The sequence below is a fragment of the Cryobacterium sp. Y11 genome (assembly GCF_002929535.1).
In the GTDB taxonomy this organism is placed as follows: Bacteria; Actinomycetota; Actinomycetes; order Actinomycetales; family Microbacteriaceae; genus Cryobacterium.
In genome coordinates this window covers 40,389-53,553 of sequence record NZ_PJJO01000058.1, presented here as the reverse complement: position 1 = coordinate 53,553, position 13,165 = coordinate 40,389, and the positions used below count along the sequence as shown (strand labels likewise).

The 13,165-nt window shown below is 64.3% G+C and carries 15 protein-coding genes and 3 tRNA genes; 8 read left to right on the top strand and 10 right to left on the bottom strand.

Annotated features, from left to right (window positions below; all coding sequences use genetic code 11):
• Nucleotides 1-10 precede the first annotated feature (10 nt).
• Complete coding sequence (locus tag CXY75_RS19505) at nucleotides 11-415, top strand: hypothetical protein (protein ID WP_146069461.1); 405 nt, start codon at nucleotides 11-13, stop codon at nucleotides 413-415.
• 8 nt (nucleotides 416-423) lie between these two features.
• Here CXY75_RS19505 and CXY75_RS12310 read toward each other — a convergent pair whose 3' ends face one another.
• From CXY75_RS12310 to CXY75_RS12300, 3 genes are read right to left on the bottom strand one after another with little or no spacing between them, the layout of a single operon-like run.
• Complete coding sequence (locus tag CXY75_RS12310; RefSeq protein WP_104083107.1) at nucleotides 424-1,587, bottom strand: UDP-N-acetylmuramate dehydrogenase; 1,164 nt, start codon at nucleotides 1,585-1,587, stop codon at nucleotides 424-426.
• Between the two features lie 4 nt (nucleotides 1,588-1,591).
• Nucleotides 1,592-2,029 (bottom strand): MaoC family dehydratase, encoded by a 438-nt coding sequence (locus tag CXY75_RS12305; protein ID WP_104083106.1) that lies wholly within the window; start codon nucleotides 2,027-2,029, stop codon nucleotides 1,592-1,594.
• On the bottom strand, nucleotides 2,026-2,472 hold the full coding sequence (locus CXY75_RS12300; RefSeq protein ID WP_104083105.1) for a MaoC family dehydratase N-terminal domain-containing protein: 447 nt from the start codon (nucleotides 2,470-2,472) through the stop codon (nucleotides 2,026-2,028). Before CXY75_RS12300 ends, CXY75_RS12305 begins: the two co-directional genes overlap by 4 nt.
• Nucleotides 2,473-2,718: 246 nt before the next feature.
• Between CXY75_RS12300 and CXY75_RS12295 the strand changes: the two genes are divergently transcribed.
• The 3 genes from CXY75_RS12295 to CXY75_RS12285 all read left to right on the top strand — a co-directional run bounded on the left by CXY75_RS12295 (nucleotide 2,719) and on the right by CXY75_RS12285 (nucleotide 5,151).
• The gene (locus CXY75_RS12295) at nucleotides 2,719-3,984 is read left to right on the top strand and encodes an ATP-binding protein (RefSeq protein WP_104083104.1); all 1,266 of its coding nucleotides are present in this window, start codon (nucleotides 2,719-2,721) and stop codon (nucleotides 3,982-3,984) included.
• Nucleotides 3,985-4,032: 48 nt separating this feature from the next.
• Nucleotides 4,033-4,479, top strand: coding sequence for a GNAT family N-acetyltransferase (locus CXY75_RS12290; protein ID WP_158251191.1), 447 nt, complete (start codon nucleotides 4,033-4,035; stop codon nucleotides 4,477-4,479).
• 99 nt (nucleotides 4,480-4,578) lie between these two features.
• On the top strand, nucleotides 4,579-5,151 hold the full coding sequence (locus CXY75_RS12285; protein ID WP_104083102.1) for a HEAT repeat domain-containing protein: 573 nt from the start codon (nucleotides 4,579-4,581) through the stop codon (nucleotides 5,149-5,151).
• Nucleotides 5,152-5,219: 68 nt separating this feature from the next.
• On the opposite strand, the gene CXY75_RS12280 is transcribed toward CXY75_RS12285, so the two are convergent.
• Together CXY75_RS12280 and CXY75_RS20105 are read right to left on the bottom strand one after the other, a co-directional pair.
• The gene (locus CXY75_RS12280) at nucleotides 5,220-6,116 is read right to left on the bottom strand and encodes a carbohydrate kinase family protein (RefSeq protein WP_369826722.1); all 897 of its coding nucleotides are present in this window, start codon (nucleotides 6,114-6,116) and stop codon (nucleotides 5,220-5,222) included.
• Nucleotides 6,117-6,367: 251 nt separating this feature from the next.
• Nucleotides 6,368-6,532 (bottom strand): hypothetical protein, encoded by a 165-nt coding sequence (locus CXY75_RS20105; protein ID WP_199182447.1) that lies wholly within the window; start codon nucleotides 6,530-6,532, stop codon nucleotides 6,368-6,370.
• Between the two features lie 58 nt (nucleotides 6,533-6,590).
• On the opposite strand from CXY75_RS20105, the gene CXY75_RS20760 reads away from it, so the two are divergent.
• Nucleotides 6,591-6,722, top strand: coding sequence for a hypothetical protein (locus tag CXY75_RS20760; RefSeq protein WP_255411788.1), 132 nt, complete (start codon nucleotides 6,591-6,593; stop codon nucleotides 6,720-6,722).
• Here CXY75_RS20760 and CXY75_RS12275 read toward each other — a convergent pair.
• Nucleotides 6,720-6,793, bottom strand: a tRNA-Met gene (locus CXY75_RS12275). The genes CXY75_RS20760 and CXY75_RS12275 overlap by 3 nt on opposite strands.
• A 31-nt stretch (nucleotides 6,794-6,824) precedes the next feature.
• Nucleotides 6,825-6,896: transfer RNA gene (locus CXY75_RS12270), tRNA-Thr, on the bottom strand.
• 126 nt (nucleotides 6,897-7,022) lie between these two features.
• On the opposite strand from CXY75_RS12270, the gene CXY75_RS12265 reads away from it, so the two are divergent.
• Nucleotides 7,023-8,720 carry a glycoside hydrolase family 13 protein gene (locus CXY75_RS12265; RefSeq protein WP_104083101.1) on the top strand — a complete coding sequence of 566 codons (1,698 nt, stop codon included), beginning with the start codon at nucleotides 7,023-7,025 and terminating at the stop codon, nucleotides 8,718-8,720.
• Entirely contained in the window at nucleotides 8,696-9,487 is a 792-nt protein-coding gene (locus CXY75_RS12260; RefSeq protein WP_233201876.1) for a GTP pyrophosphokinase family protein, read from the top strand. Before CXY75_RS12265 ends, CXY75_RS12260 begins: the two co-directional genes overlap by 25 nt.
• 220 nt (nucleotides 9,488-9,707) lie before the next feature.
• On the opposite strand, the gene CXY75_RS12255 is transcribed toward CXY75_RS12260, so the two are convergent.
• The 3 genes from CXY75_RS12255 to CXY75_RS12245 form a co-directional block, all read right to left on the bottom strand.
• Nucleotides 9,708-10,868 (bottom strand): M23 family metallopeptidase, encoded by a 1,161-nt coding sequence (locus CXY75_RS12255; protein WP_104083100.1) that lies wholly within the window; start codon nucleotides 10,866-10,868, stop codon nucleotides 9,708-9,710.
• A gap of 203 nt (nucleotides 10,869-11,071) precedes the next feature.
• Nucleotides 11,072-11,899 (bottom strand): inositol monophosphatase family protein, encoded by an 828-nt coding sequence (locus tag CXY75_RS12250; protein WP_104083099.1) that lies wholly within the window; start codon nucleotides 11,897-11,899, stop codon nucleotides 11,072-11,074.
• An 80-nt stretch (nucleotides 11,900-11,979) separates the two neighbouring features.
• Nucleotides 11,980-12,064: transfer RNA gene (locus CXY75_RS12245), tRNA-Tyr, on the bottom strand.
• Nucleotides 12,065-12,355: 291 nt separating this feature from the next.
• Here CXY75_RS12245 and CXY75_RS12240 point away from each other — a divergent pair.
• On the top strand, nucleotides 12,356-12,844 hold the full coding sequence (locus CXY75_RS12240) for a YajQ family cyclic di-GMP-binding protein (RefSeq protein ID WP_104083098.1): 489 nt from the start codon (nucleotides 12,356-12,358) through the stop codon (nucleotides 12,842-12,844).
• The last annotated feature ends 321 nt before the right edge of the window (nucleotides 12,845-13,165 follow it).

Genomic DNA, 13,165 nt, shown 5'->3' with positions numbered 1-13,165 from the left:
GACCCTGCAGATGACTACTTTTCCCGGCGATCAGCCGACTCCAGAGGCCGCATCACCCAGGACCGAAGCGGATGCCGTTCCCGCGGCGGTCGCGGCATCCGCTGCACCGGTACCAGCTCCGGAGGTATCCGCTACAGACGCATCCGCTGCACCAGTATCAGCAGCTCCTGCGCCAGCTGCGGCATCCACTGCCCCCGTGTCAGCTGCACCGGTGTCGCCCGCCGCGCGCCGCCGACCGCGTTTCGCGCCCATCTTGTGGGGCGTCGTTCTGCTCGCCTTCGCCGTCTACGTGGTGGTGGCGCAGCTTGTTCCAACGCCTCCCGATCCCACGTTATGGCTGCTCGGCGGCATCATCGCCATTGGACTCACCCTCGTGGTGGCCGGAATCGCCGCAGCCGCCCGCCGCGCCGGCTGACGGGCCGATTACAACGACAGGCCGACCAACACCGGCTCGGCTTGCAAGTTCACACCGAACTCGGACTGCACCCGGCCCAGCACGTATCGGGCGAGCTGGGCCACCTCTTCCGCGGTTGCCCCGCCGGTGTTGGTGAGGGCCAGTGTGTGCTTGCTCGACACGGCAGCCTTCGATCCCGGCAGCCGAAATCCGCGGGATACACCGGAATTTTCGATCAGCCAGGCAGCACTGAGCTTGACCAGACGCACCGGTTCGTCGCCCGGGATCGGCCCGACGCCCATATATTCCTCAATCGGAATAACTCGATCGGCCGGCTCAGGGTCAAGCGGCCAGCGCGGCGCATCCGGTGGCAGCGAGCGTGCGAACGTCTCGGTGACGATCGGGTTGGTGAAGAATGACCCGGCACTGAAGGTGTCTGCATCACTCGGGTCGAGCACCATTCCCTTGCTGGCCCGCAGCCCGAGAACAGTCGCGCGCACGATCTGCAGCGGCACGCGGTCGCCGAGCTGCACTCCGAGCGCCCCGGCGAGTTGGCCATACTTCAGCGGCTGGCCGAGGGTACTCCCCAAAACGGATGCCTCGGCGGCGGTATCGTGCAGCTCCAGTTCGATCGCGAGCACGACCCCACGCAGGCCCTGCTTGAGCGCCGAGGTGCGGTAGCCGAGGCCGAGGTCTCTGCGCTCGATCCGTTCGACCTCGCCCGTCTCGTAGGAGAGAAAGTCGATCGCCACGAGACTGTCGGACAGCTCTTGGCCGTAGGCGCCGATGTTCTGCACCGGGGCGGCGCCGCAGGATCCCGGGATGCCAGAGAGGGCCTCGATGCCGGCCCAGCCGTGCTCGACGGCGTGGGCCACGAGGTCGTCCCACGGTTCGCCGGCCTGCACGCGCAGGCGCACGCGGTCGGCGGGAGTGTCGCCAGCGGCATCCGGTTCACTGGAATCAGCGAGCACCTCGATGCCGCGGGTCACCACGTGAATAACGATGCCGTCGAAGCCCTCGTCCGCGACGACGGTGTTGGAGCCGCCGCCGAGCAGCAACCAATTTTCGTCCAGGCCCCAGACGACCAAGGTCTCGTTAATGAGGTCCTGCTCGGTGACAGGGGCGACCCGGGCGGAGGGAGGGCCGCCGAGACGAAAGGTGGTGAGGGTGCTCAGGGCAACGGGTTCAATCATGGGGTCAAGCCAGGTTGACGCGCGCCTGCGCCTTGCCGAGCACCGTCGAGCCGTTGAAAGTCACGGTCAAGTCGATGCGGGCCACACCGGATTCGGTCTCAATGGCGCCGACCTTGGCGACCACCGTCACGGTCGCGCCATTCGTCGCATCGACGAATACCGGCCGGGTGAAGCGCACCTGGTAATCAATCACCCGCGCTGGGTCGCCGGCCCAGTCGACGACGGGCTGCACGGCCAGGCCCATGGTGAGCATGCCGTGGGCGAGTACGCCGGACAGTCCCACCGACTGCGCGATATCGTCGCGATAGTGAATGGGGTTGAAATCACCGGATGCCCCGGCGTAATGCACGAGGGAATCCCGCGTCAGCAAGAAACTCGCCTCGGCGACGACGCTGCCGACCTCGAGGTCAGCCACTGACCTGATGGATGAGGCGGGGGTCATTCGTCTCCCCTGACGACGAGGGTGGAGATAGCGGTCACGACGTGGCCGCCGGTCTGGTCGACGATCGTGGACTCGGCGGTCAGCATCGAGTGGCCACCGAGGGTCTTGATGCTCGTCACCGCGAGGGTGGCCGTGAGCTCGTCACCGGCCACGATTGGGCGGGTGTAGCTGAAACGCTGGTCGCCGTGCACGACGCGGGTGAAGTCGATGCCGCCATCGGGTTCGGCCAACAGCTGGGCCAGGGTGGCTTCCTGCACGACCACGGCAAACGTGGGCGGGGCGACGACATCGGCGTGGCCGGCCGCGCGGGCCGCTTCGGGATCGTGGTTGATCGGGTTGGTCGCGAACACGGCGCGGGAGAATTCGCGCACCTTTTCACGTCCGACAAGATACGGTGCGACCGGCGGAAAGACCCGCCCCTGCAACTCTGGGTTCACTGACACTCGTCGATTCTACTCAGCGGCCATCCACACGCGAGCCTGGCCACGCGGCGGCACCGGTTCTGCGCGGGGGTTTTACGACCAGCGAGGCCCGTCTGCTGGCGAAATATGACGCTGCATTTCTGAATTTTAGGAAAAATGGACGAGTAGAAAATAGATAAATGGGAGTGTATGGAGCGGATAAATGGGAGAGTAGCAGACGGATAAATGGAAGACTAGGATTTCCGCAGGTCACTGGAAGGGCACGAAATGGCCGAGTATAGGAGACGCGTCATCGACTCGGAGCTCGACGAGCTCGTGCCCGGCGCCGCGGCGATCAGCATTGACGGCCCGAAGGGCGTGGGAAAGACGGCCACTGCCGGGGAGCGGGCACGCACCGTTTTCCGCCTCGACGACCAATCGGTCGCCGAGCTACTGCGAGCAGCACCCGAAGCGATTCTCTCCGCCACGGCACCGGTCTTGATCGACGAGTGGCAGCGGATGCCGTCAATCTGGGATGCCGTGCGCCGTGCTGTTGACAACGGCGCCGAACCGGGCAGGTATCTCCTCACAGGCAGTGCAGTGCCTACTGAACTTCCTGTGCACTCCGGTGCCGGCCGCATCCTCTCTTTGCGAATGCGCCCGCTTGCTTTCGAAGAACGACAGCGTGAACGCGCGACCGTGAGCCTTGCACAGATACTGTCCGGCAATGCCGAGATCTCAGGAACAAGCTCACTTAAGCTCGTTGATTATGTCGAGGAGATCGTCGCATCGGGGTTTCCCGGCATTCGCGAGCTCCCCGCACGGCTTCGCCGAGCCCAGCTCGACAGCTACATTACGAGGATCGTCGAACGGGACTTTCCGGAGCAGGGACGGCAGGTGCGAAGGCCCAAGACTCTCCGCTCATGGATGTCCGCGTACGCTGCCGCGACCGCGACGACGACGTCTTACGCGAAGATCCTCGACCTGGCGATGCCCGGCCTCTCGAACAAGCCGGCCAAACAGACGACGATGGCGTACCGCGACGTCCTCGCACAGCTGTGGCTCCTCGATCCCGTAGCGCCATGGCAACCGCGGAACGCCTTCACCCGCTTCGGCGCAACACCAAAACACTTCCTGGCCGATCCTGCACTGGCAGCTCGACTGCTCGGGCTTGATGAGCAACGGTTGCTCAACTCAAACGGAACCTTGATCGGCCCGAACGACAAGACGCAGCTCGGCTCACTTTTCGAAGCTCTCGTTGGGCTCAGCCTGCGTACCTACGCTCAAGCGGCGGAAGCCACCGTTTCCCACCTCAGAACCAGCAAAGGCGACCACGAGATCGACTTCATCCTGCACGGCGAAAACGGCGCAACCGCAGCCTTGGAGGTGAAGTTAGACCGCCGCATCGGCGACAGCGATATCAAACACCTACTCTGGCTCCGCGAGCACATGCGGGGCGAACTCACCGATGCTGCCGTCATCTATACCGGTGAATACGCTTACCGTCGGGCCGATGGGATTGCCGTGATCCCGCTCTCACTGCTTGGCGCCTAGCCGACAGTCGGTCACGAGCACGCTTTGCCAAGGCGCAGACTGAGTACCGTGAAATGTGTATCCGTGCGCCTCGGTGACCCCGAGGTAGCCCCTCTTCTACTTGACCTGCACCGTGAGTACGAAACACGATACGGCGATGGCGATTCCGTGCATGACGTTGACGGCACCGAATTCGACCCTCCGACCGGCGGCTTTCTGGTACTCGTCGATGGCCACACCACCGTCTCCGGCGGCGGTCTGCGCCAGTTCAACACGACCACCGCCGAGGTCAAGCGCATGTGGACCAACCCCAGCTACCGCCGCCAGGGACACGCAAAAACGATTCTGCGCGAGCTGGCGTCACTGGCGCGCAATCTTGGCTACGAGCGAATGCGCCTGGAAACGGGCTTCGCCCAGCCCGAAGCGCTTGCCCTCTACCGCAGCCTCGGCTTCACCGACATCGGCAACTACGGCATCTACGAGCGAGCCTCCGGGTTCGAGATCACCCTCATCTAACGCGAGAGCGCAAAAAGTGCCCGCTTCGCACTCTCAAACGGGCACTTTTTGCGCTCTCGCGAGCCGGAGTGGACGCTGGGAGGGTAGCGTTAGGGGGCTATGCAAAACAAATTGACTCCGCACCCCGACCTTCCGATCGACAGCCCGACCGAAGAGCGCATTCGCGCCGCCGTCGCGCACTACGGCGAGAACGTCGTCATCGACAATTCCGTGGCCCTGCTGCGCGCCAAGAACGCCGGAAAAGACTTTTTGCTTTACGCCGGCGGGCGTCACGCCCTCGGCATTCTCGAGGGTGCTCCCGCCCTGTACTGGCCCGAGTTGTGGGGCGCTCGCGCGCTGCTGCACGTCTGGGGCGAGCAGGCCGCGCCGTACATCGTCGTCGGCCTGAACAACCAGGCCTGGCGAGTGCGCGAAATGTGCGCCAAGGTTGTGCTGCTGCGCGGCCTACAGGTCGTACCCAAGCTCGTGCGTCTCACGACCGACGAGCACCCGCGGGTGCGCGCGGCCGCCCTGCACGCCCTCGCCGATCAGGGCACCGTCGAGAACATCGCCACGATCGAGGTTCGCCTGCGCGACCCCGACAAAGAGGTGCGCCGCGCTGCCCAGCAGGCCCGCGACGCAATTCGCAGCCGGCTGAACCTAACCGAGCCAGCCGCCGCGCCCGAAGCGTAAACCGCAAGCTCCCAACCCGGGAGCCCTGGCGACGTAGGCCGCAGCATCCGCTCGCCCGACCGCACGAGTTACGGGCGGCGCAGCAGGGCGCCCTCGTGCCGGCAGGTCGCCGCTGCGGTGAGCATCGCGTCGACCAACAGAACCTGCCAAGCTGCGGCATCTTGCGGTACGCCGCCTCGAACGATGCTGCAAACGGATGCCGCCAGCGTTGCGTCCCCGGCACCCATCGTGTCAACGATTGGGCCATCAAGCTCGTATATCGGCACGCTGACCAGATTATTCAGACCCACGACCACCGACGCGCCGAGGCGCCCGGCCGTCGCGAGCACCGTTCCGGCCCCAGCGGCAACCAGGCGCGCCCGCAATTCGTCGAGGGTACTGTCGTAGAGCAGATCTGCGTCTTCATCGCCGACCTTCACGAGTAGGCTGCGCGCGGCAAGCGCCTCGAAGTTGCGCACGAAACGCGGACCGTCACGCAGCATTCCGGCGCGCGGGTTGGGGTCGATCACCAGACGCTGTTCCGGGTCGGTCACGCAGGCCATGAACGCTTCGGTCTGGGCGGTGTCGTCGAACGGAAAACAGCTCACGACGACAAGCCGGGCGGCATCGAGCGCCGCACGCTCAACCGCACCGAATTCAATGCGGCGCGCTTTCGCCGCATCGTTGAAGAAGTAGCGCGGTTCGCCGTCCGTGCGGTCAGATACCGCCCGGGACGATCCGAGCGGGCCGGGCGTCGCTATCAGCTGCACCCCGTATTGGTTGAGGAACGCCCGAATGACGGCGCCGTCGGCGTCGTCGCCGACCATCGCAATCAGGGTTGTTGGTACACCGAGCACGGCCAGGCCGACCGCAACGTTGAGGGCGGCGCCGCCGGGAAACTCCCTGCTGGCCTCGGAGTCTTGCAACACGTCGATCAACGCATCGCCGACGACAACGACTCGGGGGGCAGTGGTGATTTCAGGCACGGGGTCCAATCGTTTCGCAAACCGCGGGCACAGCGTCGGGTCGCAGTGCCGGGTCACAGGGCCGTGATCGCGCCGATGGTCACCGCGCAATCCGCCTTGATTTCAGTTCGTTGACTCTATGGTAAATGGTCTGACCGGCATCGTCGTGTGGCGAAGGCCGACTCGGCGCCACTGGCTTGAGCCGCACAGCCGCACAGCCGCACAGCCGGGGGAATGAGCGCATTCTCCCGGCTGTGCTCGGCGGTGCGTTGCTAGGCGTTCTTGCGCCCCGACATCGACCGCATGAGGAACATGATCACGGCGATGATCGCGAGAACGATACCGACCCAGAGCAGGAACTGCAGCGACTGCACCAGCCCGCCGGTAATCAGCAATACAACCGCAACAACGGCCACAATAATGAGAAGCGGATTCATAGTTCGACCTTTCCTTGCATGCCCGGGAAACTCCCGATTGCTGGAATTTTACCCCCAAATGAGGGTAGAAACGGATGCCGCACGCGCGGTCGAGCGGATGAGCGCGCCCGAAAGCGACATCGACTGGCGCCTCGAGCAAAAAAGCCCCGGACTTCCGCAGAAGTCCGGGGCATTTAGTGAATCCGTGTAGCGGGAGCGGGAATTGAACCCGCGACACCACGATTATGAGCCGTGTGCTCTAACCAACTGAGCTACCCCGCCGCGACTTGTTGGCTGTGCGCTTCCAAGCCTGAGCCCCCTGTGGGAATCGGACCCACTACCTCTTCCTTACCAAGGAAGTGCTCTACCAATGAGCTAAGGGGGCAAAGCAACTAAAAATCAGCAGCAATGCCGTGTTTTTGGCAACCTAGAAACTTTATCACCCCGACAGCGTGATCGAGACCACTTCGACAACTACAGGCATCCACTGGTATGCCGTAGCATTTTGGGTATGACTGGCACCAAACTGACTTCCGGCACCGAATGGTGGCGCACGGCCGTCATTTATCAGATTTACCCGCGCTCCTTCGCCGATGCAAACGGGGACGGCATGGGCGACCTGGCCGGCATCAGTGCGCGACTGCCGCAACTCAAAGACCTTGGCGTCGACGCCATCTGGCTTTCTCCTTTCTATACGTCGCCGCAACGCGACGCCGGCTATGACGTCTCCGACTACTGCAACGTCGACCCTTTGTTTGGCACGCTCGACGACTTCGAGGTGCTGCAGCGCACCGCTCATGATCTCGGCATTCGGGTCATCGTCGACATTGTGCCGAACCATTCCTCGAGTGACCACGGATGGTTCCAAGCTGCTCTCGCCGCCGGCCCTGGCAGCGAGCAGCGCGCCCGCTACACCTTCCGCGACGGCAAGGGCAAGACCGGCGAACTGCCCCCGAACAACTGGGAGTCCGTCTTCGGTGGCCGCGCCTGGACCCGCACTATCGACCCTGACGGCACTCCCGGCCAGTGGTATCTGCACCTGTTCGACAGCAGCCAGCCCGACTTTGACTGGGACAGCGAGTGGGTACGCGAGCAGTTTCGCGCGGTGCTGCGCTTCTGGCTCGACCGCGGCGTCGACGGCTTTCGAGTGGATGTCGCGCACGGCATGATCAAGGCTCCCGGCCTCCCCGATTACACGCCTCCCGCAGAGGGCGGCAGCATGGGCGGCGCCCCGGCCACCCTCGAGCCCGGTATCAGCGCCGAATCGCCCGTGACAGCACCGTACTGGGCGCAGGACGGCGTGCATGAAATCTACCGGGACTGGCACCAGGTTCTCGCGGCCTACCCCGGTGACCGCGTTCTCGCCGCCGAGGCCTGGGTCGACCCGCTCAGCCAGATGGCCAAATGGGTGCGTCCAGACGAGATGCACCAGGCCTTCAACTTCGCCTACCTTGAAACCCCGTGGAACGCGGCAAAACTCAAGCGCGTCATCGACGAGTCGCTCGAAGCCTTCGGCAACGTGGGCGCGCCGAGCACCTGGGTGCTCTCCAACCATGACGTGGTTCGGCACGCCTCCCGGCTCGCCCTGACCGGCGAGAACTTGCAGGGACACGGCATCGGGCCCAAGACCGTTGGGCTGCCAGACACCGCGCTTGGCCTCCGACGCGCGCGGGCAGCATCCGCTTTAATGCTGAGCCTGCCGGGCTCGAGTTACCTCTATCAGGGTGAGGAACTCGGCCTGCCAGAGGCCGTCGACCTGCCCGACCATGCCCGCGAAGACCCGACCTGGTTTCGCACCAACGGCGAACGTTACGGGCGAGACGGATGCCGCGTGCCGATTCCGTGGGAGGGCGAGCGCGAATCGTTCGGCTTCAGCACCGGCGCGAAGAGCTGGCTGCCGCAACCAATCGCGTGGGCCGGGCTTGCCCGCGACCAGCAAAACGGCGTGGCCGGATCGACGCTCGAGCTGTATAAGTTGGCGCTGCGGCTGCGTCGGGAGTATGTTCTTGCCGCCGGCGCGGTGGAGTGGGTCGCAGGCTTTGGACCCGATGTCGTGGCGTACCGGAACGGCGACGTGACTATTGTGGCCAACACGGGCCCGGCATCCGTTCAGCTGCCAGCTGGTGAGGTGCTGCTGGCGAGCGAAGACCTCGTCGGACGCACCCTTCCGGGAGATGCGACGGCATGGTTGCGCGACGCCCGGTCATGACCGATGCGCCGGGCCGGCCGGGCGACGCGCTGGCCACCGTGGGTGCTTTGCGGGAGCTCAAGCTCGAATTGACCCGATTCCTGATGTCGTACAAGTTTGCGACCGATGAGATGCTGACCAAGATCAACATCTTGAAGGAAGAGTTCAGCTCGATTCATGATTACAGTCCGATCGAGCACGTCAGCTCACGGCTGAAGTCGCCGGAGGGAATTCTCAAGAAGGCCATCCGCAAGGGCTATCCACTCGAGCTTGACGGTATCCGCGACAATATTCAGGACATCGCGGGAATTCGCATCACCTGCAGCTTCATCTCGGACACCTATCGCATCCGTGACCTGCTCGCCGGGCAACGAGACGTGACGGTGCTAAAGGAGAAAGACTACATTCGGAAACCCAAGACGAACGGGTACCAGAGCCTGCACCTGATCGTGGCGATTCCGGTGTTCATGTCCGACCGCGTGCAGCCGGTCACGGTCGAGATTCAGATTCGCACGATTGCCATGGACTTCTGGGCGAGCCTGGAACACAAGATCTACTACAAGTACAACGGCGCGGTGCCCGACACGCTCGTCGATGACCTGCGGCAGGCAGCGGATGCCGCCAATCGCCTCGACGTGAAGATGGAGTTGATGCACGACCAGGTCGTGGCGCTTGAGTCCGGCGATTCCGATGATGCCGACCTGTTCAGCTTCGACGGCCTGCCCCCGTTTCCGCTACCGAAGGGCCTGCTCGAATCCTTCATGCGCGGGCGCACCGACCCGGAATAGGCATTCACGGTCCCGCGTCACGTGGTCTCCGGCACCCAACCCGCATAACTCACGCCCGGTCAGGCCACCAGCGCGACCGCCCCGGTGGCTCAATCAGGAAATCCGAGTCCATCGAACATTCGCGGCCCGAAAACACGGGGCGTCTCGGCGCTGGCGATCCGGATTGCCTGAATTAGCCCCGCCCCGCCCCGCCCCGCAGCACTGACCCAGCCGCCTCGAGCTAGTTTGTGTTGGCGTATAGCCAGGCAAGGGGGTCGATCTTGGTTCCGCTGATGCCGCCCTGACGAATCTCAAAGTGCAGGTGCGGTCCGGTCGACATTCCGGTGCTGCCGGTCTTGCCGATAACCTGGCCGACCTTGACGATGTCGCCCGTTGCGAAGAGCATCGACCCGTGAATCATGTGCGCGTAGACGCTGGTAACGAGCTCGCCGTTGATCATGTGGTCGATCATCATATGCACGCCGAGGCTGCCCTCACCGTCTTCGGCCACGCTGACCACGCCGTCGGCTACCGCCTGGATCGGTGCACCGACGCCCGGGTTGAAGTCCTGACCGCCGTGGTTGACGGAGCAACCGGCGCAATTGCGATAGCCGATCTGGTCGCCAATGTGCACGCCGACGGCAAACGGCCATTGAATGGTGCCGTTGGGATTGTTGGTGAAGGTATCTTCCATGCGGATTCCGCTGGCTGCGGCGACTTCGGCGATCGTGGTCGACTTGTAACCCTCTCGTTCAACGGTGACCGTGTCGCCGCCGGCTAGGTCCATGGTCTGGCTGGCCTGAACCGGAGTGGCACGCTGCGCTTCACGAGCGGATGCCGCCACGTCTTGCGACGATAGCAGCGCCTCGGCCGGAATCGACGTGGCAACAGCCATCAAGAACACGAATGACATCGCGAGCACGGACGCGCCTTTGGCGGCCCGTCGGCGCATGCTGCGGCCGAGCGGCCGAGCAGACGGCGTGCGGCGCGGCGCGGCGGCGGCTGGCACGAACTTGCGAGCAGGAGCGAAGGATTCGCCGAGCTTTTCCTCCACCCTCAACCGCCGGCGCGGGGCGGAACCCGGGGAGGGGATGACAGTCGGGATCGACTGGGTACCGCCGGGAGCCAGCAGCAGCTCAAAGTCGGTGGTCGGCGCGACCTTGACCGGAACGGCTGCAACGATGCGATCGGTCTCGATCACGACAGCCGGCTCAAGGTTGGGCTCGACCAGGTCGGCGGCAACGATCAGGTCGGCGGCGGGGCTCAATCGAACGTCAGCGACGACCGCGCTGACCGGCGCGGCCGCGGTGAAGGCCACCCGCTCGCGCTGGCGTAGTTCGCGACGGGTTAGGGCCGCGGGAGCCTCTGGCGAAAAGTTGGTGCGGTCACTCTCATCGGGCACGGAGATGTCCCTAGATGGAGTGTGACGTGACAAAGTTCAGCTTTCGGCGAGACGGACGGGAGTGGATTCTCGTACTGGACAACGCCAGATAACGACTGACCAATATAACGAATTGATTAAGGATAGCGTGCAACCCTGTGAATTCCAAAGAAACGTGCTTGATCACACGCGGCCGGGGGAGGCAGCGGACTGACTGCGCCGGCTCACTCAGCGAGCGGAAAGCGCTCAAATAGTGCGGACAGTACCGGCTCGAACTGCGTGTAGAGGCTGGGAGCTGCGGCAATCAGCAGGTCGCGACCCTCGGCATCCGCTTGCAGAGCACCGACCCGGGCGCCAGCCTCACGGGCGATCAGCGCGCCCGCTGCGTGGTCCCACGGGTTCAACCCGCGCTCAAAAAAGATGTCAAGGCGACCGCAAGCGACCGAGCATAGGTCGAGCGCGGCCGAACCGATCCGACGGATGTCCCGCACCTGGCCGATGAGACCGCCAACGACGTTCGCCTGCCACACCCGCCGGTTCGCCTCATAGCTAAAGCCGGTGCCGGCCAGGGCGAGCGAGAGCGGGACGTCTTGATTCACGTGCAGGCGCTGATCGCCGAGCCAGGCCCCCGAACCCTTCGACGCGGTGAACACCTCGCCGAGGGCCGGGTTGACGACGGCGCCGGCCAGGGTGTTCCAGCTGGCCGGGTCTGGCTCCCCCTGCACGACGGCGATGCTAACGGCGTAGAACGGAATGCCGTAGAGATAGTTGACGGTTCCGTCGATGGGGTCAACCACCCAGGTGAGCCCGCTCGTGCCGCCGGTGGCTTCGGATTCTTCGCCGTAGAACCCGTCGTTCGGCCGCGCGTCGGCGAGCAGGCCGCGAATGAGCAGTTCAACCTCGCGGTCGGCCGCGGTGACGATGTCTTCCGGTGACGACTTGGAGGCGGCGATCGTGACCCCCTCGGCGCGGCGCCGGTGGGCAAGCGCGCCAGCCGTCAGGGCGATGGTGCGCGCGAGGTCGAGCAGCTCGGTCGGGGCGGGATGTGTCATGCCACCACGCTACAGGTAGCCGTCTTAACCACATCAAGCAGGCCCGAGGGCCTGCTTGATGTGGTTTTGTACTGAACTGCTGGTGGCGAGTGCGAGGTTCGAACTCACGAAGGCTACGCCGTCTGATTTACAGTCAGATCCCTTTGGCCGCTTGGGTAACTCGCCAGGCGCTCCCGACCAGGTGTAATCACTTGACCGGAGACGCGAGGTTAACAATACAAGACGAAACGCCTCACCGAGAAATCAGCGGATGCCGAGTCGCCGATCAGGCGCATCCGCTACCCGGCGGGCGGGGCGCGAAGCCGAGGTCGCGCTGGTCGAAGCCGAAGTCCGCTGGAAGCCGACTCGGCGTCCGATCAGTCACGTGAGAGCGCACGCGTTGACGAGGACGGGTGTCTGATTGAAGGGTCCAATCGGGTACTTTTTGCGCTCTCGGGGTTCGGATACCATGGGGGAATGGCAGATTCAACGTTCGACATCGTTAGCAAGGTCGACCCGATGGAGGTCGACAACGCCCTCAACCAGGCGCACAAAGAAGTCGCCCAGCGCTACGACTTCAAAAATGTGGGAGCCTCGATCGCGATGAGCGGTGAGAAGGTGCTCATGAAGGCCAACACCGAGGAGCGCGTCAAAGCCATCCTCGAGGTGTTCGAGGCCAAGCTGATCAAGCGCGGCATCTCACTGCGCAGCCTCGACGCGGGCGAGCCGTTCGCTTCCGGCAAGGAATACCGCATCGAAACGTCGATGAAGGCTGGGATCGACCAGGAAAATGCGAAGAAGATCGGCAAGATCATTCGCGACGAGGGCCCCAAGGGCGTCAAGAGCCAGATTCAGGGCGACGAACTGCGAGTCAGCTCGAAGAGCCGTGACGACCTGCAGGCCGTGATGGCCCTGCTCAAGGGCAAGGACCTCGACGTGGCCCTGCAGTTCACAAACTTCCGCTAGCCGCGGGCCCCGCATCGCCTAGGCAACGTTGCGTTAAGCCTCACGCTGGTCTCGGCAGACTCGACTCCGGAATGGGGCGTCCCGAGTCCGGTTCGCGGTGCGCGGGAGCTGCGCCGCTGCGCGGGAGACCCAACTCGCGCGTACTGGCGCAGCTCCCGCGTAACGTGTAACGCGGGAGTTCTGGTCCGGCCATAACTCCCGCGTACTGGCGCAGCTCCCGCGCTGGTGACTGGCCGAAACAGTGGTCACGCCCGGCACGACGCGACCCGTCCCCGAGACGCACCCATCCCGTTGGTCGAGCCTGCCGAGACCCGCGTAGAC

Coding starts and splice junctions, on each gene's coding strand:
- CXY75_RS19505 (WP_146069461.1), top strand. CDS start 11: ATGACTACTTTTCCCGGCGATCAGCCGACTCCAGAGGCCGCATCACCC.
- CXY75_RS12310 (WP_104083107.1), bottom strand. CDS start 1,587: ATGATTGAACCCGTTGCCCTGAGCACCCTCACCACCTTTCGTCTCGGC.
- CXY75_RS12305 (WP_104083106.1), bottom strand. CDS start 2,029: ATGACCCCCGCCTCATCCATCAGGTCAGTGGCTGACCTCGAGGTCGGC.
- CXY75_RS12295 (WP_104083104.1), top strand. CDS start 2,719: ATGGCCGAGTATAGGAGACGCGTCATCGACTCGGAGCTCGACGAGCTC.
- CXY75_RS12285 (WP_104083102.1), top strand. CDS start 4,579: ATGCAAAACAAATTGACTCCGCACCCCGACCTTCCGATCGACAGCCCG.
- CXY75_RS20105 (WP_199182447.1), bottom strand. CDS start 6,532: ATGAATCCGCTTCTCATTATTGTGGCCGTTGTTGCGGTTGTATTGCTG.
- CXY75_RS20760 (WP_255411788.1), top strand. CDS start 6,591: ATGAGGGTAGAAACGGATGCCGCACGCGCGGTCGAGCGGATGAGCGCG.
- CXY75_RS12265 (WP_104083101.1), top strand. CDS start 7,023: ATGACTGGCACCAAACTGACTTCCGGCACCGAATGGTGGCGCACGGCC.
- CXY75_RS12260 (WP_233201876.1), top strand. CDS start 8,696: ATGGTTGCGCGACGCCCGGTCATGACCGATGCGCCGGGCCGGCCGGGC.
- CXY75_RS12250 (WP_104083099.1), bottom strand. CDS start 11,899: ATGACACATCCCGCCCCGACCGAGCTGCTCGACCTCGCGCGCACCATC.
- CXY75_RS12240 (WP_104083098.1), top strand. CDS start 12,356: ATGGCAGATTCAACGTTCGACATCGTTAGCAAGGTCGACCCGATGGAG.